General features: G+C 69.6%; 21 protein-coding genes. 13 read left to right on the forward strand and 8 right to left on the reverse strand.

Annotation, left to right across the window (positions count from 1 at the left end):
* Nucleotides 1–103 precede the first annotated feature (103 nt).
* Genes traB through ACFVDP_RS17035 form a run of 7 tightly spaced genes read right to left on the reverse strand, consistent with a single transcriptional unit; the run spans nucleotide 104 to nucleotide 5,546 of the window.
* Nucleotides 104–2,197, reverse strand: a complete 2,094-nt coding sequence (gene traB, locus ACFVDP_RS17005; protein WP_383489972.1) for a plasmid transfer protein TraB — start codon at nucleotides 2,195–2,197, stop codon at nucleotides 104–106.
* 14 nt (nucleotides 2,198–2,211) lie between these two features.
* Entirely contained in the window at nucleotides 2,212–2,802 is a 591-nt protein-coding gene (traA, locus tag ACFVDP_RS17010) for a plasmid transfer protein TraA (RefSeq protein WP_383489974.1), read from the reverse strand.
* An 18-nt stretch (nucleotides 2,803–2,820) separates the two neighbouring features.
* Nucleotides 2,821–3,336, reverse strand: a complete 516-nt coding sequence (locus tag ACFVDP_RS17015) for a hypothetical protein (protein ID WP_383489977.1) — start codon at nucleotides 3,334–3,336, stop codon at nucleotides 2,821–2,823.
* 29 nt (nucleotides 3,337–3,365) lie between these two features.
* A complete protein-coding gene (locus ACFVDP_RS17020) occupies nucleotides 3,366–3,755 on the reverse strand; it encodes an RRQRL motif-containing zinc-binding protein (protein ID WP_383489980.1) in 390 nt (129 codons plus the stop codon).
* A complete protein-coding gene (locus ACFVDP_RS17025; protein WP_383489983.1) occupies nucleotides 3,755–4,756 on the reverse strand; it encodes a DUF2637 domain-containing protein in 1,002 nt (333 codons plus the stop codon). Before ACFVDP_RS17025 ends, ACFVDP_RS17020 begins: the two co-directional genes overlap by 1 nt.
* Nucleotides 4,753–5,283, reverse strand: a complete 531-nt coding sequence (locus ACFVDP_RS17030; RefSeq protein ID WP_383489986.1) for a hypothetical protein — start codon at nucleotides 5,281–5,283, stop codon at nucleotides 4,753–4,755. Before ACFVDP_RS17030 ends, ACFVDP_RS17025 begins: the two co-directional genes overlap by 4 nt.
* Nucleotides 5,280–5,546: a DUF6284 family protein gene (locus tag ACFVDP_RS17035; RefSeq protein ID WP_383489989.1), complete on the reverse strand. Its 267-nt coding sequence runs from the start codon at nucleotides 5,544–5,546 to the stop codon at nucleotides 5,280–5,282. Before ACFVDP_RS17035 ends, ACFVDP_RS17030 begins: the two co-directional genes overlap by 4 nt.
* Before the next feature lie 495 nt (nucleotides 5,547–6,041).
* Here ACFVDP_RS17035 and ACFVDP_RS17040 point away from each other — a divergent pair, with 495 nt between their 5' ends.
* From ACFVDP_RS17040 to ACFVDP_RS17055, 4 genes are all read left to right on the forward strand, one after another.
* On the forward strand, nucleotides 6,042–6,425 hold the full coding sequence (locus tag ACFVDP_RS17040; protein WP_383489992.1) for a GntR family transcriptional regulator: 384 nt from the start codon (nucleotides 6,042–6,044) through the stop codon (nucleotides 6,423–6,425).
* Nucleotides 6,426–6,578: 153 nt separating this feature from the next.
* Entirely contained in the window at nucleotides 6,579–7,364 is a 786-nt protein-coding gene (locus tag ACFVDP_RS17045; RefSeq protein ID WP_383489995.1) for an aminotransferase class IV family protein, read from the forward strand.
* A 50-nt stretch (nucleotides 7,365–7,414) separates the two neighbouring features.
* Nucleotides 7,415–8,353 (forward strand): SUMF1/EgtB/PvdO family nonheme iron enzyme, encoded by a 939-nt coding sequence (locus tag ACFVDP_RS17050; protein ID WP_383489997.1) that lies wholly within the window; start codon nucleotides 7,415–7,417, stop codon nucleotides 8,351–8,353.
* 1,532 nt (nucleotides 8,354–9,885) lie between these two features.
* Nucleotides 9,886–10,302, forward strand: coding sequence for an STAS domain-containing protein (locus ACFVDP_RS17055; protein ID WP_353943644.1), 417 nt, complete (start codon nucleotides 9,886–9,888; stop codon nucleotides 10,300–10,302).
* A 245-nt stretch (nucleotides 10,303–10,547) separates the two neighbouring features.
* Here ACFVDP_RS17055 and ACFVDP_RS17060 read toward each other — a convergent pair whose 3' ends face one another.
* Nucleotides 10,548–11,459, reverse strand: coding sequence for a bifunctional DNA primase/polymerase (locus ACFVDP_RS17060; RefSeq protein ID WP_383490000.1), 912 nt, complete (start codon nucleotides 11,457–11,459; stop codon nucleotides 10,548–10,550).
* Between the two features lie 370 nt (nucleotides 11,460–11,829).
* On the opposite strand from ACFVDP_RS17060, the gene ACFVDP_RS17065 reads away from it, so the two are divergent.
* The 9 genes from ACFVDP_RS17065 (at nucleotide 11,830) to ACFVDP_RS17105 (ending at nucleotide 20,753) form a co-directional block, all read left to right on the forward strand.
* Nucleotides 11,830–12,141 (forward strand): hypothetical protein, encoded by a 312-nt coding sequence (locus ACFVDP_RS17065; RefSeq protein WP_383490003.1) that lies wholly within the window; start codon nucleotides 11,830–11,832, stop codon nucleotides 12,139–12,141.
* Between the two features lie 213 nt (nucleotides 12,142–12,354).
* Nucleotides 12,355–13,551, forward strand: a complete 1,197-nt coding sequence (locus ACFVDP_RS17070) for an acyl-CoA dehydrogenase family protein (RefSeq protein WP_383490006.1) — start codon at nucleotides 12,355–12,357, stop codon at nucleotides 13,549–13,551.
* A 5-nt stretch (nucleotides 13,552–13,556) separates the two neighbouring features.
* Nucleotides 13,557–14,483 (forward strand): bifunctional MaoC family dehydratase N-terminal/OB-fold nucleic acid binding domain-containing protein, encoded by a 927-nt coding sequence (locus ACFVDP_RS17075; RefSeq protein ID WP_383490009.1) that lies wholly within the window; start codon nucleotides 13,557–13,559, stop codon nucleotides 14,481–14,483.
* Between the two features lies 1 nt (nucleotide 14,484).
* Entirely contained in the window at nucleotides 14,485–15,615 is a 1,131-nt protein-coding gene (locus tag ACFVDP_RS17080; RefSeq protein ID WP_383490012.1) for an acyl-CoA dehydrogenase family protein, read from the forward strand.
* Nucleotides 15,612–16,040, forward strand: coding sequence for a MaoC family dehydratase (locus ACFVDP_RS17085; RefSeq protein WP_383490015.1), 429 nt, complete (start codon nucleotides 15,612–15,614; stop codon nucleotides 16,038–16,040). The genes ACFVDP_RS17080 and ACFVDP_RS17085 overlap by 4 nt, the downstream gene beginning before the upstream one ends.
* Nucleotides 16,037–17,203, forward strand: a complete 1,167-nt coding sequence (locus tag ACFVDP_RS17090) for a lipid-transfer protein (protein ID WP_383490017.1) — start codon at nucleotides 16,037–16,039, stop codon at nucleotides 17,201–17,203. The genes ACFVDP_RS17085 and ACFVDP_RS17090 overlap by 4 nt, the downstream gene beginning before the upstream one ends.
* A 52-nt stretch (nucleotides 17,204–17,255) precedes the next feature.
* Nucleotides 17,256–18,179, forward strand: coding sequence for a DUF1906 domain-containing protein (locus ACFVDP_RS17095; protein ID WP_383490020.1), 924 nt, complete (start codon nucleotides 17,256–17,258; stop codon nucleotides 18,177–18,179).
* A 214-nt stretch (nucleotides 18,180–18,393) separates the two neighbouring features.
* Nucleotides 18,394–18,996, forward strand: coding sequence for a SigE family RNA polymerase sigma factor (locus ACFVDP_RS17100; protein ID WP_383490023.1), 603 nt, complete (start codon nucleotides 18,394–18,396; stop codon nucleotides 18,994–18,996).
* A gap of 110 nt (nucleotides 18,997–19,106) precedes the next feature.
* Entirely contained in the window at nucleotides 19,107–20,753 is a 1,647-nt protein-coding gene (locus tag ACFVDP_RS17105; RefSeq protein ID WP_383490429.1) for a long-chain fatty acid--CoA ligase, read from the forward strand.
* Nucleotides 20,754–20,896 lie beyond the last annotated feature (143 nt).

Here is a 20,896-nt window from a genome sequence, read left to right on the forward strand (position 1 = left end):
GCGTCAGCGGGTGTCAGGAGGCGGTGTCACGCGTTGCTGACAGCGCGTGTGCCTAGGGTTTTGGGTGTCAGGGCCGTCTGACGGTGTCAGGCGGTGTCAGGTGTCAGGCGGCCGTCAGGGTCGGCTCGGGGTGGGGGACGATGCGCCACCGGCCGGTGGTGTTCGTCGCCTCCAACCGGCCCTCGATCGCTGCCTCCTTGAGGCGGGCGGACACCCACGGGCGGGAGAGGCTGTTGCGGTCGCACCAGTCCATGAAGTCCTTCGGACCGACGATCATCTGCCCCTGCTGCTCGAACTCCGCGAGCGCGTGAGCGAACAGCCGGCGGGCCTCGTCCGGGTCCGGCTTGTGCCCGGTGTCGGCGCCGAACAGCGGGGTGTCGTCGCCCTCTTCAACCTCGGGCAGCTCGTCCTCGGGGTCGATGTCCAGGTCCTCGGGGTCCACGAGCGGTTCGTAGCCGGATCCGTCCATGTCGTCCTCCTCCATGCCCCATCGATCCGCCTGCGCGATCGCGGGGGCGGCGTGGCGGCCCCGCTCGGGCGCGGTGTCGGCGTCGGGGCGGCCGGTGTAGTGCGCGCCGGCCACCGCCTGCGCCGCGCCCGCGGTGATGGGGCCCGCGTCGGCGCCGTTGGCCTGTGCCCAGGCGGCGAGCTGCTCCATGGCCGGGGTGGCGCGGTGGGTGAACTGCTGGGTGCGCCCCGGGGACGGGTAGCGCGCTTCGTCGATGCCCGGCGAGACGACGTAGCAGTATCCGGGCTTGCGGTTGGCCCAGGCGCCCGGGTGGGCTCCTTGGTCGATGACCGTGTCCGGCAGCGAGAACCCCTCATCGCGCGGGTCGCAGCCGAGCGCCACCACCGAGGGCAGGGATGCCCGGGTGCTGGTGGACATCTGGTCGTAGGAGGGACGCTGCAACGACACGATCAGCGAGATGCCCGCGGAGCGGGCCTCCTGCGCGATCCCGGTGAACGCGTCGTCCCCGAGCGCGCGCAGCGTGTTTGCGGCTTCCTCCATCCACGCGACGAGGAACGGCAGCCCCTGGCAACCGCACGCCCGCCCGTCGTTGCGGCAGGAGTGCTCCGGGTCGTTCTGCACCCCGGCCGCGGCCGGCGACCACTGCCGGTAGCCGTGCTGGCCGAGCCACTTCGTGCGCTGGGGGATCGCGGTCTCGACTGCCTTGACCATGATTTCCGTGCCTGTGCCGCCCTCCACCGCCCAGTCCAGGGCGGGCCGGAGTGCGCCGAAGTCCTGGAACATCTTCGGGTCCGACATCCACACGATGACGTCCCGGCGGGAGAGAACCTCGGTCAGCAGGTTCAGGGCCGCATCGCCCTTACCGGACCCGGATTGCCCGGCCACCAGGATGTGGGTGCTGTTGCGGCCCGCATCCGGATCGCCGGGCAGCCACAGCATCAGCGGGGCGCCATCGTCGTAACGGCCGATGACCAGCGGGTCCGCGATCGAGCCGCCCAGGTTCGACGGACCCACCCAGGCCACGGTCTCGGCGAGCATGTCCTCAGGGACGATGACCAGGTCCCCGCGGCGCTCGGAGTCCGGGTGCGGGATGTAGCGCACTGCCCGGGAGGGCAGATCGGCGGCGGACGCGAGGAGCTTGAGCGCCTTGGCGACGTCGTCGTTGGTCTGCTCCCCCGCGGCGAGCGCGATCGGGGCGGTGACCCGGTTGGGCTCCACCTTCGCCGCGCCAATCTGTGCGCGGGCAAGACCGATCTTCTCCATCAATCCTGCATCCCCGCTGCCGGAGCTGGTGCCGTCGGGGTTGTGCCGCATCAGCTGGCGCACGTTCCACGACAGGGCGACCGCAGGGCCGCCCATCAGGTAGAGATCGTCCATCGGTCCGGCGGTCGGCCCGGCGAGGCAGGCGGCAGTGAGCCAGGCGGACCCGAACGCGGTGGTGATCGCGGAGTGGATGCGCCGCTGCTTGCTGGTCGTCTTCCCGATCAGATACGCCCCGCCGGTCACCGCCACCGAGGTGAGGGTGAGGCCGGTGGCGGCGGGCACGCTGTCGGCCCACTTCAGGTGACCGAGCACGCCGGCCAGACCGAGACCGCCCATGCCCAGCCAGGGCGGCAGGTGGGGCTTGGCCCGGTGCAGCAGGTACTTGCCGACCCCGCCGCCGTCCGAGCCGCCCCGCAACTGGTTCTCCAGCAGCTCGGCGAGCTGCTGCTGCGCATCGCGCTCCATAGGTCACGCCTCCTTTACTGCTGGGCCCAGTCCATGCGCGGCCCCTGCGGGCGCCGGGCACGGTGACGGACGCGGTTGATCTCTTCCTCGTACTGCTGCTGGAACAGGGCGTAGGTCGCCGCCGCGTTCTTCGCGGCATCCCGGGCGGCGTCCGCGGACTTGCGGAGCTTGCGCGCCACCCGGTTCGCCCGCATCCGCGAGCCGCCGAGGCGGCCGTCGGGGTCGGGGACGGTGGACAGCACGCCCTTGAGGATCTCGGCGCCCATGGCCACCTCGATCGACAGCGTCACGCACACCGCCCGCAGGTGGTTGCAGTAGTTGCGCACCTGCGCGGGAGAGGTGAACTCCGGAGCGGGCAGCAGCGCCTGGGAGTGCATGCGGCTGCCGCCGCTCGCACGGCCGCCGCCGTTGTTGTGGGTGGTCTTGCTGACGTTGATGTTGATGGGCGGGGCGAAGGAGCCGCCCATCGCGCCGATGAAGCCGCCCGCGGCAGCCCCGGCGTTGGCGAACTTGTCGGACTTGGACGAGCCGTTGGTCGGGCGCGGGTTGGTGTACGGCTGACTCGCTTGCCGGTTCGCGAAGTTGTTGACCCGATCGCTTGCCATGAACGCTCTCCTGTCAGATCAGCGGGTGTGACGGACGACGAGCCAGCCGCTCTGAGCGATCGCCCACAGCAGCACCCACAGCAGACCCAGCGGGCCCGCGAGCGGGTTGAACGCGGCGGCCAGCGCGGCCCACGCGATGGCCGCGGTGGCCAGCAGGCTCAGGCCGATGCGCCAGACGAGGACCGTGCGCTCGCTGGTCGGGCGGCGGCGCTGGGTGAGCAGCAGCCACACCAGCGGCCCCGCCGCCAGCGGGGCCAGCACCAGGCCGGACCACCAGGCCAGCGCATGCAGCAGTGCGGTGGCCGGCAGCGCGGCCAACGCCGCGAACGACGGGATGAGCGCGTGACGGTGGCGCCACACGGCGCGGCCGGTGGCCGCGGCGAGCCGCTGCTTCCACGAGTGGCCGTGGGTGGGAACGACGACGATGAACGGCTGCCCGCTCCGGCCGGAACGGCGCTGGCGGGGCATGTTGATGACGGTCGCGCTGGCGGGCACCTTCGCGGTGCGCCTGCGGGACGAGGTGCGAGACGACACGGTGAAACTCCCAGGTCAGGTAGGGATGTTCAGGCGGCGCGCTGTTCGTTGGCGGCGTCGTGGCACAGCAGGCACATGCCGAGCGAGGTCGGCAGGCAGTAGCTGTAGGTCACGCCGCACACGGGGCAGGTGCAGCGGGCGTGCATCGCGAGCGCGAGCGCGCCCCACTTGCGCGAGGTCATCGGACGGACCGGCTTCGCCAGGTCGACCCGGTAGAGGTAGGCCACCATCGCGCCGGACCTTCGGCCGCGGTGGCGCAGCATCAACTGGGCACAGACCTCCTGGCCGGCCGGACGCAGACCGAGCGCCCGGAGCTGTCGCCGGGTGGCGAGTCCGTCGGGGGCGTACTTCCAGGGGTAGGTCGGTATCCCGTAGCGGGCCCCGGTGGGGTCGTAGCACTTGCTGTAGGCGGTCGGCATCAGGCGCTCGCAATCGCGAGGCCGCCGGCGTCCGGGCCGCGGTGCTCGGCGTAGCGGGACGAGACCCAGCCCACCGACCAGCCGCACAACTCGGCCGCCTGCCGCACCGACAGACCCGCCCCGAACGCTGCGCCGACCGTGCGGCGCGCGTCGGGCTCGGCCAGCTTCACCTCGGCCGGCCCGCGATCGAGCAGCGCGGCGCGTTCACGGGCCACGTGCTCCTCGCGTTCACGGCGTTCACGCTCCACCTGTGCGGCGCGCTCGCGGGCTTCCGCTTCGGCGCGCTCGCGCTCCTGGCGTTCACGCGTTAGCCGCTCGTGTTCACGCTGTTCACGCTCGCGTTCACGGCGTTCACGAGCCTCCCGCTCGGCAGCCTCCGCCCGCTCCCGCGCATCGCGCTCCTCACGCCCCCGGCGCTCCTCGCGCTCGGCCTGTTCACGAGCCAACAGGGCGTCGTGCTCGCGCTGTTCACGGGCCAGCGCTGCGGCGTGCTCGCGCTCCTCGCGGGCTTCCCGGCGAACGCGTTCCGCGCGCTGTTCGGCCTTGCGCTCGGCATCCTCGCGCTGCGCCTTCCGCTCGGCCTCCAGGGCCACCTGAGCGGCTGCGAGAGCGCGCCGGTAGGCGAGACTGGTCTCCGCGGTGACGATGAGCAGCAGCGGCGCCACGGAATGGACAGCCACGCCGACCATGTCTTTCATCAGCGCGGAGTCCGCGGTGTTCAGGGCCAGAGTCATCAACCCCGTCATCCACCGCAGCGCGAGCGGCCACCGACCGCCGTTCCCTCCGAGACGGGCCAGCACGTCATCGAGCTTGACCACGATGACCACCGCGGCATCCACCACCAGCGGCAGAATCGGCGCCGTCCACGCCCACTCGGGGGCCGTGTGGTCGGCCATCAACGGCGTCACGGTGAGGATCGAGAAGAGCATCGCCCCGCACACGATCGACCACGTGCCGCCCGACAGTGCGCGCTCTGCTGAACGCGTCTGAACACTGTTCACGCCGCACCCCCGACCGACTCAGCGACAGGAGCCAGCACGCCCCGGAAACCGCGGGCGCCGGCGTCGTACGTGAACGCTGCGAGCAGCCATTCCGCATCCGCCCAAAACTTGTGCGAGGCAACCCAGGTCGCATCGGCCGGAGCGCCGTGGGTGGCGGTGTCGGCGTAGGCGTCCTCACGGCTGCGGTAGACCATGGCAGGGGTGCCGTAGTGGAGCAGCACGAACACCGACCGACCCGACCCCTGCGCCTCGGCCAGTTCCTGCCGCAGTCGCCGCATCTCGATCTGATCGAGCAGCATCTGCTGCTCGGCCGAGCTCGCCTGCTTCACCGCGTGCGACAGCAGCGCCGCCACCTCATCGGTGGTCGCTTCTGCCCGCTCCGCACGGTCGGTGGCGGCGGTCAGTGCCTGCTCGTGCCGCTCGGCTGCTGCGGTAGCGGCCTCCTTGGCCACCTGTGCACGCTCGAACGCGGCGAGCCGGTCGGCCTCCAGCAGCGCGAGCCGCTTCCTGGTGACGATGCGGATCATGCGGCGTCGCCCTCCCGAACCGCCGACAGCCGGTTGGTGACCTCGGCACGCGCGGCGAGCACCTTGTTCGCCGCCCGCCGCAGCCGCCGCTCATCCAGCAGCGACACCGGCCGGTCCAGCAGAGCGATCTGCACGTCCAGCAACGCCAGCTCCGCGTCGATGAGCGGCGCCTCGTCCTCGATCGCGTCCAGCTCCGCGGCCGTGGGCTCCAGATCCGGAGCGAACGCGGTAACAACGTCCTGAACAGTGACGATGATGTTCATGGGTCGTGTCTCCCTAGCAGTTGGCAACGGCCCAAAACAGCGGCCCCGGTGTTCGAGCACCGGGGCCGCACGCCGTTGAAGTCGGTAGATCCGGCTCCCCTCGGCGCTGCTCGTACGAGACGAGCAGCGGAGGCAACCGGCCGCCGCGGTAGACGCAGCGGAGAGGTTGAGCTTCGAGACGCGGCGAAAGCCGCAGATGCCAGATCTGCCCCGAAGAGCAGTTCCGGGCAGGTCACCCGGCCCGACATGGACGCCGGGATGGTGACCCGCACCCATCGACCGCACCTGTTCATGCGGCTGGGTCGGCACTCTGTTGAGTTCTCCACAGCGCGTGCTCCGGGCCGTGCTTCCGGACGCTGTTCGTGCAGGTCGAGCACTTTCGAAAAAGCGACCTAGGTCGCTTGCCGATGACGAGAAAGCTACCTAGGTCGCTTTGAGTCGTCAAGTGGTCACACGACCTGATCGGAAACGACCTAGGTCAAGTACGCTTTCGGGGTGGACTCACAGCCGAAGAGGAAGCTCAACGCCCGCGAGATCGCAGCGAGGATCAGAGACGAAATCGCCGCCGGGACGTTCGGTCCCGGGGATCGACTTCCTGGTGCTCGGGCCTACGCCAAGAAGCTTGGTGTAGCCCTGATGACCGTGCAGAACGCCTACGTGCAGCTCCAGGAAGAGGGGCTGGTGGAAGGTCGCACGGGCAGCGGTACCTACGTTCGTGACCCTGCCCCTGGCGAGCAGGCGCCCCGCGAGGCTGCCCTGCGCCTGACCGAGCTTCAAGCCGAGGTCGCACGCGTCTCGACCGAGCTTTCCGGCCTTGTCGAGCGCGTCAAGCAGCTTGAGGTCGTCGTGGGCTCCACCGAGGGGAAGCCCGGCGCCTAGCGTCTCTCGCGGTGCGTTCGTCGTCATGCCTTAAGCGTGTCCCGGCGACTGCTCCGTGAGTACGTACTCCCGCCGCCCCTGCACCGAACTAATCCGAACTTTGCTTGTTTGACGGGGTGTTGGCGAAGCGTCAGGGGCTGCAAGACTGGCCGCATGGCTGAACTCAACGGCAAGCCCGTCACTCTGGACGAACTCGAAGCTCTCGCCCTCACGAACTACGGACACTTCACCTCCATGCGCATGGAGGACGGAACGATCCGCGGCCTGTCGCTGCACATGGACCGCTTGGTGCGAGACTGCCGACTCGTCTTCGGTGTCGAACTGGACCGAGAGCAAACCCTGAACTACATCCGCAAGGCGGTTGAGGGCGTTGAGGGCGTCGCAGGACTCCGCGTCACGATCTATGACCCTGCGATCGACATGGGCCGGCCGAGCGATGCTAAGGACCCTCACGTTCTGGTGAACCTGCGGCCGGCGGGCGCCATGCCCCCGCCCCCGCTCGCGGCCAAGTCCTTCACCTTCACCCGCGACAGCGCGGCCGTGAAGCACATCGGACTCCACTCGCAACTCCGGATTCGCCGTGAGGCTCAGCTCGCCGGATTCGACGACGCGGTATTCGTCGAACCGGACGGTCGTGTCTCCGAGGGGGGAACCTGGAATCTCGGATTCGTGGACCAGGACGGCACGGTCATTTGGCCGGACGCTCCCGTGCTGCCCGGTACGACGATGCTTCTGCTTCAGAGCCTCGACGCTCCTAAGCAGGTCACGGCCCGGGTGCAAATTGCAGACGTACCGAACATGGCGGCTGCGTTCGCCACGAACACCTCGATTGGCGTGCGCTCGTTGAGCGCGCTCGATGACGTGCAGTTCCCCAAGGATCACCCCGTGCTCGCCGCATTGCGTGAGGGATACGCCGGAATCCCCGGCGATTGCCTGTAGACGCGTGCCGCTGCCTTCCTCGGGGCGGCGATTCACGACAGAGGTAACCCATGCCACTCGTAACGAAATGGACCGGACGTGAAGTTAAGGCACTGCGTGAAGCCGTACGAATGAGCCTTATGGAGTTCGCCGAAAAGCTCGGCGTGTCCGATCGCATCGTCTCCCGTTGGGAGGCAGACGGCGAGCAAGCCACCTTGCGCATGGTGAATCAAGCTGCCCTGGACACCTTGCTCGCCAAGGCGGACCAGGATGCTCAGGGGCGTTTCGTGGGCATCCTTGCGGCTGATGACATTCCCACCCAGGCCATCATCGAGCCGGGCGAGGATAGGACGAGTAGCGGCGAGTACGTCAAGCATCCCGAGGATGGCAAGCTCATGGCCCATATCCCGGAAGGAATCTTCCTGTCAGGGGAGGACGATGATCCTGTGTGGGTGGAGGACTTCCACATCGATACCTTCCCGACCACCAACGCCGATTACGCAAGGTTCTGCGCGGCTACCGGGCACCCGGTACCGGAGCACTGGGTAAGCGGTCGGTGCCCTCGCGAGCTATACGACCACCCCGTTGTGCACGTGACGTGGCGGGATGCGAGCGCGTATGCGACATGGGCGGGGAAGTCGCTGCCCACTGCCGAACAATGGGAGAAGGCGGCGCGGGGCACATCCGGCCGCACCTTCCCGTGGGGCGACCAGAAGACCGCGGCCAAGTGCAACGTCCGCGAGACCGGTGTGGAAGTCACGACGTCGGTCTCTCGGTACCACAGCGGCGTTTCGCCCTACGGGGTCTACGACATGGTGGGCAACGTCTGGGAATGGCTATCGACGCCGACCGCACCGGGGCGCTACGAACTCCGCGGCAGTGCCTTCACGAGTCCACTCTTCCGGGGAGTTCCAGCCATTCCAAACGATGCCGGCGACACAATGCATGACGACGACACCGGGTTTCGCTGCGCGGCAACGCCTGGGCAGATGACGTCGGTCAGGACTTGAGATGAGTCTTGCCTTGGATGGTGGAGCCAACCTGGTATGGGTCTCAACGGTACTGAATTGCTTGGGGTACCTGGTCTTCATGCCGTACGCCATGGCGAGAATAGCGAAATATTTCTGCGACTATCTTGCTCGCAAGAAGCCGTGGATGGACGGAAAGATATTTCCATTTCTGCGACTTGAGTTGCCCCTAAATTTATCTGAAGATGCGCAAGAAGTTCGGCGTGCGACAGCCGTTTCTAGGTATATGGGGACTCCAGTGCCGGCCACTCCAGCAAAATTGCGGTTGGAATTGGCGAAAGCGCACAGGACGACAGCTTGTTTGAATAGGGCCATCATTATAACTAAGATAGCATTCGCTTCCGTCCCGTTCCTTGTTGCTTTATCCGTATGGCCTGAAATGGATTTGAGGCATGTAGAGTTTACGTGGGAGATGGCTTACTCTGCATGCAAAAGCGTAGCGTTTTTTCTGGGTGCATTTTCGGCGTCAATAATTATCGTAAATATTTCGAGCGAGTGGACATGGACCTATAGCGGTGGGGATGCTGTCGGGTATGGGGTGGCTGCGCTCGGGGCGTGCTGGAAGTGCGTAAGGGGCGAAAAAGACGTCGTTTATGTTGAGCGTGCGGTGTCACGCCTCAGTATGGATCTAGGTGGTTTTGCCTCGTACGGGGGACAGGTATCTAGCGCTCAGATGAAGGAAGATATCCGCAGGCATGTCTCGCAAGTTCAGGTTGAACTGCGTAAGGCTGCGAGCGAGCTTTTGGTGCAAGGGCCCGTAGCGTTGCCGGGTGTGGTTGAGCGAGTTTCGGTGATCACGGGGCGGCTCTGTGATCAGCGTTGGCTTGGGCTACTTGACCTGGCGGTTTCGGACGACGAAGCGCCAGCAGCGTCACCAAGGCCAAAACAAGACAGGCGAGATGCCTGGATTGTGCTCTGCGGCTCGCTACTGGCCGCAGCAGCCTTGGGGGCGACGTCTGCCGCTGGCTTGCCGCTCACAGCATCTCTCCCGGCTGCCCTGGTTCTGATCCTGGGACCCGCGACGCTATGGGGCAGCAACCGATTGGGGGCGTCTCCAGCAAGCATGCTCCGGACAATGACGGGTGCGGTTGGCTCGCCTCAAGCAGACCCTCAAGCACCCGAGACGGCAACAACGCCCTCTAGTGCCCCCTGAAGCCGGTTGATGGGACGTTGTGGGCCATGTGTGGGCCAGACCTCTCGGAAACGAAGCTCAACTAGCGCCCGACCAGGGCGTATGTAGTGACTGCTTGACGCTCTTGAAAACCGTCGTGGCGAGAGTCACCGTGGGTTCAAATCCCACACCCACCGCAGCAGGTCAGAAGGGGCGTTCCGGTGTCCGGGGCGCCCCTTCGGCGTGCTCGGGGCGGGGCCGTGTTCCCCGGATTCTTCCTGTGACGCATCGTCAGCCGCACACCACCCGCCGGGATGAACGCTTTCCCTCGGTGGAGGGGTGCCCCCGCACCGCCGGGGTGATCGTTCGTATCCCGGGGCCGGACGCGTGGGTTGGGCACGGCGTGAGTTCCGAAAGCAGCACTCCGATACTGTCCGTTTCCCTGGTCGCCTCCCCCGTCGTCGGCTGCGACACCGAGAGCGTGATGGAGGCGGGCGTCAGTACGCCCGGCGACATAATCATCCGTTCCTGCGCGGCGGTCGGGTCCGCGCTCTGGATCGAGCTCCAGGGCGAGATCGACCACCACAGCGCGCGACCGCTCCGCACCGTTCTGGCCCTCGGGGCCGTGCACGGCTACCGGCATCTGCGTCTCGACGCCCGCCGGGTCACCTTCGCCGACTCCGCCCTGCTCAGGGTCCTCGGCCGCTGGGACCGCCACGGGCGGAGCCTCCACATCGGCACCTCGTCACCCGCCGTACGACGGCTCATGGACGCCGCCCGCCGCGTCGGCCGGACCGTCACCGAGGGGGTGGGACGGTGACGTTCACGATCCTCACCGTGATCCCCCTCGTGCTGTCCGTGGTCATCCTGCACTGGCCCCGGTGCGCACCCGGCGGTGATCACCGTTCCCGCCCGGCCGGACGTGCCCGGGGAGGCCGTCCGGGGCCGATCCGCGGCGTGCCGTCAGCAGGCCGGAGGGCACGCGGGTAGCCACCCGGTGGCCCCGCACCCGGGGCCGCCGCCCGGACTCCCCGCGTGGGGACGGACGGCGGCCCCGGGCCGGCCTCAGGAACCGGCCGTGAGCCGTGCCGCCGAGGTGATCGTCGAGCGGGCCTCGCGTTCCGGCAGGCCGGTGCGGACGGCGGCGTCGGTGAGGGCGTCGGCGAGGGTGTCCCCGATGCCGTTCTCGTAGGCGCGGCACGCCGCCCAGAAGAGGCGGGTGTTGCGCTGGCCCTCATGGGCGCCGAGCACGAACTGAACGAGCCCCGCGCCGTGCTGCCCGCCAGGGCCCGGCGCGGGGTGCGGCGGGCGTGGGGGCGGGGTGAGCAGGCGCAGCAGTGCCGTTGGGCAGGGGGCCGGTGCGAGGCGGGCGGTGCCGGGCACCGTGCTGTAGACGCCGTGCTCCGTGCGGGAGCCGGGGCCCACCAGGTAGCCGCCGGCACCGCGGATGTCGATGCCGGGGGCCAGCCGCCCCGCCGAGTTGGGCACCACGACGTCCGCGGGCCCGGACAGCCACAGGTGCCGGCCGCCGCTCGGCGTGCTCACGATCACCGTGTCCGGGATCGTGAAGAGATGCCGTAAGGCCAGCTCACGCAGCGAGGCGGTGGAGTTCGTGCCGGCCTTGGTGTCCAGGTCGACGCCGATGAGGTGGTGCGGGGGCAGGCCGCAGGCGATGCCGTACCCGGTGGCCCGGGGCGCGGCGGCGAACAGCGCGCGGATCCGGCGCGGGTCGGTCGTCGCGTCGTACACACCGTGCCCAGGGAGCCCGCATTCGCCGTGGCAGCGCGGCCGGGACGGAGGGTCGTCGCGGTGCGGGGAGGGCAGCGCGGGGAGTTTGCTGCGCGACAGCGGGATGACGGCGAGCCCGCGCTCGGCGGCGGACAGGGCGTGCGCGAGAGCGAGGGTCGTGAGGGGCGCGTTCGGCACGCTCGGTGCGGTGGGTGGGCGGCGGGCGGGGTTCGGATCGATGGCGGCCATGCCCTCATTTTCGTACGGATGTTCGAAAGAAGGAAGAGGGGTGGTCCGTACGAGGAGTCGATTTACCAAAAATGTGCTGAAACGCTTCGCCGTATGGGGGGTCTGGAGTGTGATCACCCGGAGATAGCGCATTCGCGGCTGAGCTGGGGTTTTGTGGAGTGAAGAGGGTTTATCGACATGTCCTCACGCTTGCGTGTGAAGAGAGGCTTCTGGGGTGGTTCGCCGGGGATTCGGTGGGCAATTCTGGTCTCGCGACGTCGTGAACATCGCCAAGGCGGTCGGCCAACTGCCTTGGAGCAACCCGTACTTCCCGGGTGCCGGACCCCCGTCCGAGCCCCCGGTGCGTACTCCCTGTTCTGGAGGAATAGACATGGCTTCCATCCGTACCGCCCGTGCCATCGCCGCCGTCGCCGCCCTGCCGCTTGCCGCAGCCCTGTTCTCCGGGGTGGCGATCGCCGACAACGGCTCGTTCGCGGACAACGGATCGAACGCGGGGGTGGCGACGGTGAGCGGCAGTGGTGTCGGCCACGACAACTACGGCAACTCGTCCACCACGCAGCAGCAGGCAGTCGGCAGCGGCGCCTCGAACCAGAGCAACACGGCTCAGGTGAACGGCTCGGCCTGGACGGCGATCGACCAGTCCAACCACAACATCGCGGTGAACTTCACCGAGCTCTGGTGACCTGCCGGCCCCCGCTCGCCAGGGGGCTCGCATGGGGTGTGTGACAGTCTGCGCGGCGGTGCTCCGGCACCGCCGCGCAGGCGTGTGTGCGGTCCCCGCGGCGGGGCGGTCGATCTCTTGACAGGGCACGGTATCTGACGGACAGTCAGAAACTCACATTAAGTCGAGTGTTCGTCCGTCCCTGTTCGTACGAGGTCCGGGAGGGCCGCCGCCGTGCACCTCGCCCCCACCGACCGCCAGCGCGAGCTGCGCGGTGAACTGCGCGCACGTTTCCGTACGTTGATGCCGGACGGCCCGCCCGCCGCCGACGACCCGGCCGGGCAGCGCGGGGTGCTGCGCCGTATCGGTGCCGAGGGGCTGCTCGGCCTCGGTTGGCCCGTGGAGTACGGCGGACAGGGGCGCGGCCCCGACGAGCAGTTCGTGTTCTTCGACGAGGCGTACCGGGCCGGCGCGCCGGTCTCCATGGTCACGCTCAACACCGTCGGACCGACCCTCATGAAGTACGGCACCGAGGAACAGAAGGCCTACTTCCTGCCGCGCATCCTCAGCGGCGACCTGGTCTTCGCGATCGGCTACAGCGAACCTTCGGCGGGCACCGACCTCGCCGCGCTGCGCACGCGCGCGGTGCGGGACGAAACGACCGGTGACTGGCTGATCGACGGCCAGAAGGTCTTCACGTCGAACGCGCAGAACGCCGACTGGATCTGGCTCGCCTGCCGCACCGATCCCGAGGCGCCCAAGCACCAGGGCATCTCGATCATCCTCGTGCCGACCGACGCACCCGGATTCTCCTGGACCCCGATCGACACGGTCGGCGGACTGACCACGACGGCCACGTACTACGACGGCATCCGCGTCCCGGGCGCGAACGTCGTCGGGGAGGTGAACGGCGGCTGGGGCCTCATCACCAACCAGCTCAATCACGAGCGGGTCGCGCTCGCCGCGATCGGGATGCAGGCCGAGGACTTCTACGCCGATGTCCTCGCCGCCGCTCGTACCCCCGATCCGGTGACGGGCGAACGCCGGGTTGACGCGCCGTGGATTCGTTCCGCGCTGGCCGAGGCGCATGCCCGGCTGGCGGCAACGCGCCTGCTCAACTGGCGTTTGGTGGGGGATGTCGGGGCGGGCCGACTGGCCCCCGGGGACGCCAGCGGGGTGAAGTTCGCGGGAACGGAATCCGCGGTCGAGACGTATCGCTTGTGTCAGCAGATCGCGGGCGACGCCGGGTGGGTGAGGTCCGGATCGCCGGGGGTGTTCGGGGTGGCGGACGGTGATCCCGCCGTGGGGGACGGGGAGTTGGAGCGGATGAACCGCGCGGCGCAGATCAACACGTTCGGTGGCGGGGTCAGCGAGGTGCAGCGGGAGATCGTGGCCACGATGCGGCTCGGGATGAAGCGGGGGAGGCGGTGAGGGGCATGGCCGAGGAGCGGGAAGCCGGGGTGTTCGAGGAGCTGAAGACCTTCGAGGGGCGCGTCGCGGCGAGCGCCCTGGAGGGCAAGGACCCGGTGAACGGGCCGATGATCCGCCACTGGTGCGAGGCCATGGGCGACACCAGCCCCGCGTACGAGGGCCCGGACGCGATCGCGCCCCCGACGATGCTGCAGGCCTGGACGATGGGCGGCCTGTCCGGGTACGAGGGGCGCTCGCCCGCCCACGACGAGCTGTTCGCGCTGCTCGACGGCGCGGGGTTCACCTCGGTCGTCGCCACCGACTGCGAGCAGGAGTATCTGCGGCCGCTGCGACCCGGTGACGTGATCACCTACGACTCGGTGATCGAGTCGGTGTCGCCGCTGAAGACGACGAAGCTGGGCTCGGGCCACTTCGTCACGACCCGGATGGATGTGCGGGCGGACGGCGAGCTGGCCGGGACACACCGGTTCCGGATCCTCAAGTACGCCCCGGCGGGCAGGAGTTCCCCGCGGGCCAAGGACAAGAAGACACGGCCGCGGCCCGTCGTGAACAGGGACAACGCCGGATTCTGGGACGGCGTCGCGCAGCACAAGCTGCTGGTCCAGCGCTGCACGGGATGCGCCACGCTCCGCTTCCCGTGGCTGCCGGGGTGCAACGCGTGCGGCGACCAGGAGTGGGACACCGTCGAGGCGAGCGGCGAGGGCGCGGTCTTCTCCTACGTCGTCATGCACCACCCGCCCTTCCCGGCCTTCGACCCGCCCTACGCGGTGGGGCTGATCGAGCTCGCCGAAGGGGTGCGCATCGTCAGCAATGTGATCGGGGTGCCCTACGACAAGGTGCGGATCGGGCTGCCCGTGCGGCTCGAATTCCTGCGCGCCGACGAGGACCTGGAACTCCCTGTCTTCCGGGTGACCGAGGGCGGTGAGGCGTGACATGGACTTCACTCCCACCCCGGAGCAGGAGGCGGCGCGCGAGCTGGCCGCGCGGATCTTCGGCGACCTGTCCACACCGGAGCGGCTCGCGGGCCTCGGCGGCGGCACGGACACCGAGCTGTGGAAGGCGCTGGGCGACACCGGCCTGGCCGCCGCCGTGGAGGAGACCGGGCTGCTCGGCCTGGTGCTGATGCTGGAGGAGCAGGGCAGGACGACGGCGCAGGTGCCCTTCGCGGCGAGCTGTGTGTTCGGGCTGCTCGCGGTCGCGGCGCACGGCACGGCCGAGCAGCGGGAGCGGCTGCTGCCGGGTCTGCGGGACGGCTCCGCCGTGGCGGCGGGCGCGTTCCCGGGACGTACGGGGATCATGATGTCCGCGTCGCAGGACGGGCCGGACGCGGGCCCCCAGGCCGGGCCGGGCGCCGGTCCGCAGGCTGATCCGGACGCCGGGTCCGGACGGGTGCTGCTGACCGGGACCGTGCCCTGGGTGCCCTGGCTGCGGGACGCCACCCACGTCCTGGTGGCGGTACGCGAAAAAGTTGCCCACAGCCTGTGGATGGTGCGGGCGGCCGACGCGCAGTGCGAGCCGGTCGAGCTGACCGCCCCCTGGTCGGCGGGCCGGCTCGTGCTCGACGGCACGCCCGCCGAGCGGATCGGCGACGCGAGCGCGTACGAGGACGTGCTGGCGGCGGCGCGCACCGCGTTCGCCGGGCTGCAGGCGGGCGTCTGTGCGGGATCGCTGGCCAGAGCCGTGGAGTACACGAACCAGCGGGAGCAGTTCGGCCGCCCCCTCGCCGCCAAGCAGGGCGTCCAACTCCGTGCGGCGGAAGCCCACATGGACGTCGAGGCGATCCGGGTCACCGTGTACGAGGCGGCCTGGCGGCGGGACGCCGGGCTCGGCCACCGCAGCCATGCGCTGACCGCGGCCTGGTGGGCGTCGGAGGCGGGCAAGCGCGTGGTGCACACGGGCCAGCATCTGCACGGCGGCATGGGCGCCGACCTGGACCATCCGGTGCACCGGCACTTCCTGTGGGGGCGCCAGCTCGACGGATATCTGGGATGCGGCAGCGAAGTACTCGAAGAGCTGGGCGAGTTGATCGCCGCCGGCGCTCATGAGGGAGGCGAGTCGGCATGAAGGCAGGCGAAGTGCTGCCCCCGTTGGAGATCCCCGTCACCAGGACCCTGATTGTCGCCGGGGCCATCGCGTCCCGTGACTACCAGGACGTCCACCACGACGCGGAGCTGGCCCGCCAGAAGGGCTCCCCCGACATCTTCATGAACATCCTGACGACGAACGGCCTGGTGGGGCGGTACATCACCGATCACTTCGGGGCGACGGCCGTGCTGCGCAAGGTCGCCATCCGCCTCGGCGCGCCCAACCATCCCGGCGACACCATGGTGCTGACCGGTGAGGTGACGGAGGTCGAGACCGGACCGGACGGGGCGACGGCGCGGGTCAGGGTCGTCGGGAAGAACAACATAGGCAGCCATGTCACCGGCACGGTCACGGTGACGGTCCCCGCCGCCCCGCCGGCCTCGGACGACGGGAGTCCGTCATGAGTGTGCGCACGAAGGACCGGCTCGGCGGCCGGGCGGCGATCGCCGGGGTCGGCGCCACCGAGTTCTCCAAGGATTCGGGCCGCAGCGAGCTGAAGCTGGCGGTGGAGGCGGTGCACGCGGCGCTCGACGACGCCGGGCTCACCCCCGCCGACGTCGACGGCCTGGTCACCTTCACCATGGACACCAGCCCGGAGATCACCGTGGCGCAGGCCGCGGGCATGGGCGAGCTGTCCTTCTTCTCCCGGGTGCACTACGGCGGCGGCGCGGCCTGCGGCACCGTGCAGCAGGCGGCCCTCGCGGTGGCGAGCGGGGTGGCCGAAGTCGTCGTCTGCTACCGGGCGTTCAACGAGCGGTCGGGCCGCCGCTTCGGCTCGGGCGTGCAGCACCGCGAGGCGTCGGCGGAGGGCGCGGCCCTCGGCTGGAACCTGCCGTCCGGGCTGCTCACCCCGGCGTCCTGGGTGGCGATGGCGGCCCAGCGCTATCTGCACACGTACGGGCTCGGCTCCGAGGCGTTCGGCCAGGTCGCCGTCGTCGACCGCAAGTACGCGGCGACGAACCCGGCCGCGTACTTCTACGGCAGACCGATCACTCTCGCCGACCACGCGGCCTCCCGCTGGATCGTCGAGCCGCTGCGGTTGCTCGACTGCTGCCAGGAGACCGACGGCGGCCAGGCGATCGTCGTCACCAGCGTCGAGCGCGCCCGCGATCTGCCCAGGCCGCCGGTCGTGATCCGGGCGGCGGCGCAGGGCGCGGGCCGGGCCCAGGAGCAGATGACCAGCTTCTACCGGGACGACCTGACAGGGCTGCCCGAAATGAGCGTCGTGGCACGGCAGTTGTGGCGCACGGCGGGGATGGGCCCCGACGATATCGACGTAGGGATCCTCTACGACCACTTCACGCCGTTCGTGCTGATGCAGCTGGAGGAGTTCGGGTTCTGCGCGCCCGGTGAGGCGGCCGGGTTCGTCGCCGAGGAGCGGCTGCCGCTCAACACGCACGGCGGGCAGCTCGGTGAGGCGTATCTGCACGGGATGAACGGGATAGCGGAGGGCGTGCGCCAGGTGCGCGGCACGGCGGTGAACCAGATACCGGGCGCGTCGTCGGCACTGGTGACCGCGGGCACCGGGGTCCCCACTTCGGGTCTGATTCTGAGGGCGGACGGCTGAACGGGGCGCGTGTCCCCGGCGTCCGCGCGCGAGCGGGCCCTTCACTCGCTCCATGTACCGACAAAAAATGATCATGGGATTCGGGGTGTTCCTGGCGCTCCTGTTCGGCGGCACCGCCGCCCTGCCGGAGGCGTCCGCCTCGGGCCGGGACGCGGCGTCCTCCGACCAGGGCACGGTGTCCTCAGGACCGGACGCGGCGTCCTCGGGGCCGGACGCGGCCCAGGCCGACGCGTCGTCGTCCTTGCCGTGGACCGCTCCGGTGCGCACTTTCCAGGGCCGGGCCTTCGACATCTGCCGGGCGCCGTCGCGCGACACGATGCGGCGCTGGCGGTCGTCCGACTACCGGGCGGTGGGGGTCTACTTCGGCGGCCGCGGCCGGTTCTGCAAGGACCAGCCGCATCTGAACCGCGACTGGATGCGCGCGGTCGACGCGATGGGGTGGAGCGTGCTGCCCGTGTACGTGGGATCGCAGTCGCCCTGTGTCAGCGCGGGGCACAAGAAGGGGCTGAGCATTGGGCGGCACCCGTGGACCCAGGGCGTGCGGGAGGCCAGGGACGCGGTGCGCCGGGCCGGAGAGGTGGGCATCGGGCACAGCAGCCCGCTCTATCTCGACATGGAGGCGTACAACTATCGCAAGCAGGGCTGCGCGGACCGGACGCTGGCGTTCGTGCGCGGGTGGAGCAAGGAGGTGCGCGGGAGTGGTTACGTGCCCGGCTTCTACAGCAGCGCCGACTCGGGCGTACGGCATCTTCAGTCGGCCCGGCGGGCGGGCGTGCGGGACCTGCCGTCGGTGGTGTGGTTCGCGCGCTGGCACACCAAGCCCCACCTGGACCAGGAGCCCTCGCTCAGCCGGAACGCCTGGCGCCCCGAGCGCCGCATCCACCAGTACGCGGGCAATGTGAAGGAGCGGCACGGCGGCCGCACCCTGGTGATCGACCGCAATCTGGTGAACGCGCCGGTGGCCCGGATCGACTGAGCCCCGCTCCGCGCATCTGTGGCAGGCTTCCCGGAGCGGGACGTTCGGTGGGCCCTCGGGGGACGGGCGTCTCAGGGCCGAACCCTCAGGGGCCCTCATCCCCTCCTCCACCTTCAGGAGGTGGGGCTACCACCCTTTGTACAACCTGAGGCGGACGCCGTTTCGGGACCTCCGGCCGATCCGCGGTGGTAGGGGTCGCTCATAGCGTGGAGCCATGACCCCAACCCTGGCGTCTGTCTGCCCCAGCGCATCGGAGCCGGCGACGCGTACCCACACCGGAGCGCGCACCGGGACCCACCCGGCGCCCCCGGCGCACCAGGCGTACCCGTCGTTCGCGTCGTACGTCCGCGCCCGCCAGACCGTACTGCTGCGCACCGCCCGGTCGCTGACCGCGAATCCGTGCGATGCCGAGGACCTGCTGCAGACCGCGCTCACGAAGACGTACGTCGCATGGGACCGGATCGAGGACCACCGGGCGCTCGACGGCTATGTGCGCCGGGCCCTGCTGAACACCCGGACGTCCCAGTGGCGCAAGCGCAAGGTCGACGAGTTCGTCTGCGACGAGCTGCCCGAGCCGCCGGTGGTGCCCGCCGGGGACCCGGCCGAGCAGCAGGCGCTGCACGACGCCATGTGGCGCGCCATCACGAAGCTGCCCGCGCGGCAGCGGGCGATGGTCGTGCTGCGGTACTACGAGGATCTCAGCGAGGCCCAGACGGCCGAGGTGCTCGGGGTCTCCATCGGCACGGTGAAGAGCGCGGTGTCGAGGGCCCTCGGCAAGCTGCGCGAGGACCCGGAGCTGCGGCCGGCGCACAACTGAGCTTGATCGATCATTCCCGGGACTAGTGACATACCGAGCGGTATGCGGTGAGAATCGGCAGAACCTTACTGCTCCGTAGCGCCCACCGGGAGGACGCCGTGCTGAGCACGATGCAGGACGTACCGCTGACTGTGACCCGCATCCTGAATCACGGAGTGCGCGTGCACGGCACCTCGCGGATCACGACATGGACGGGCGAGGGCGAGCCGCACCGCCGCACGTTCGCCGAGGTGGGCGCCCGCGCGGCCCAGCTGGCCCACGCGCTCCACGACGACCTGGGCATCCGGGACGACGACAGAGTCGCCACCCTCATGTGGAACAACTCTGAACATGTCGAGACATACTTCGCGGCCCCCGCGATGGGCGCCGTGCTGCACACGCTCAACCTCCGCCTCCCCGCGGAGCAGCTGGCCTGGATCGTGAACCACGCCGCCGACCGGGTGATCATCGTCAACGGTTCGCTGCTGCCGCTGCTCGCCCCGCTGCTGCCGAAGCTGCCGGGGGTCGAGCACCTCGTCGTCTCCGGGCCCGGCGACCGCTCCGTGCTCGACGGCGCCCGCCCCCAGGTCCACGACTACGAGGACCTCATCGCCGGGAAGCCGACCACGTACGACTGGCCGGAGCTGGACGAACGCCGGGCCGCCGCCATGTGTTACACCTCCGGCACCACCGGCGACCCCAAGGGCGTCGTCTACTCGCACCGCTCCATCTACCTGCACTCCATGCAGGTCAACATGACGCAGTCGATGGGCCTCACCGACGCCGACACCTCACTGGTCGTCGTGCCGCAGTTCCACGTCAACGCCTGGGGGCTGCCGCACGCCACCTTCATGACCGGCGTGAACATGCTGATGCCGGACCGGTTCCTGCAGCCCGCGCCGCTCGCCGAGATGATCGAGTCCGAGCGGCCCACGCACGCCGCCGCCGTGCCCACGATCTGGCAGGGCCTGCTCGCCGAGCTGACCGCCAAGCCGCGCGACGTCTCCTCGCTCACCCAGGTCACCATCGGCGGCTCGGCCTGTCCGCCCTCCCTCATGAAGGCGTTCGACGCGCTCGGCATGCGGGTCTGCCACGCCTGGGGCATGACCGAGACCTCGCCGCTGGGCACCATCGCCCGTCCCCCGGCGGGCGTCGAGCCCGGCAGCGACGAGGAGTTCGCCTACCGCCTCACCCAGGGCCGTTTCCCGGCGGGCGTCGAGGCGCGGCTCAGCGGTCCCGGCGGCGAGGTCCTGCCCTGGGACGGCGAGTCCGCGGGCGAGCTGGAGGTGCGCGGCAACTGGATCGCGGGCGCGTACTACGGAGGCGCGGAGCCCGGCGCCGAACCGCTGCGGCCCGAGGACAAGTTCAGCGCGGACGGCTGGCTGAAGACCGGCGACGTCGGCACGATCAGCCCCGACGGCTTCCTCACCCTCACCGACCGCGCCAAGGACGTCATCAAGTCCGGTGGCGAATGGATCTCCAGCGTCGATCTGGAGAACGCGCTGATGTCCCACCCGGACGTCGCCGAGGCCGCCGTCGTCGCCGTACCCGACGACAAGTGGGGCGAGCGGCCGCTCGCCACCGTCGTGCTGAAGGAGGGCGCGAGCGCGGACTTCGAGACGCTGCGCGCGTTCCTCGCCGACAAGGTCGCCAAGTGGCAGCTGCCCGAGCGCTGGACGATCATCCCCGCGGTCCCCAAGACCAGCGTCGGCAAGTTCGACAAGAAGGTGCTGCGCAAGCAGTACGCGGAGGGGGAACTGGACGTCACCAAGCTGTGACGGCCTGTTTCACGTGAAACAGGCATGCGCGTAAAGCAGGAGGGGGGGGGGCAAAACGAGCGTACCCCCCCTTTACTTTGAACTCGTTGGGGTCCGTCCTTCCCCGCCCGTCCCCCACCCCGCCCCTCCCCCCCGGGATCGTT

The sequence above is a fragment of the Streptomyces sp. NPDC057694 genome (assembly GCF_042799415.1).
GTDB lineage: Bacteria > Actinomycetota > Actinomycetes > Streptomycetales > Streptomycetaceae > Streptomyces.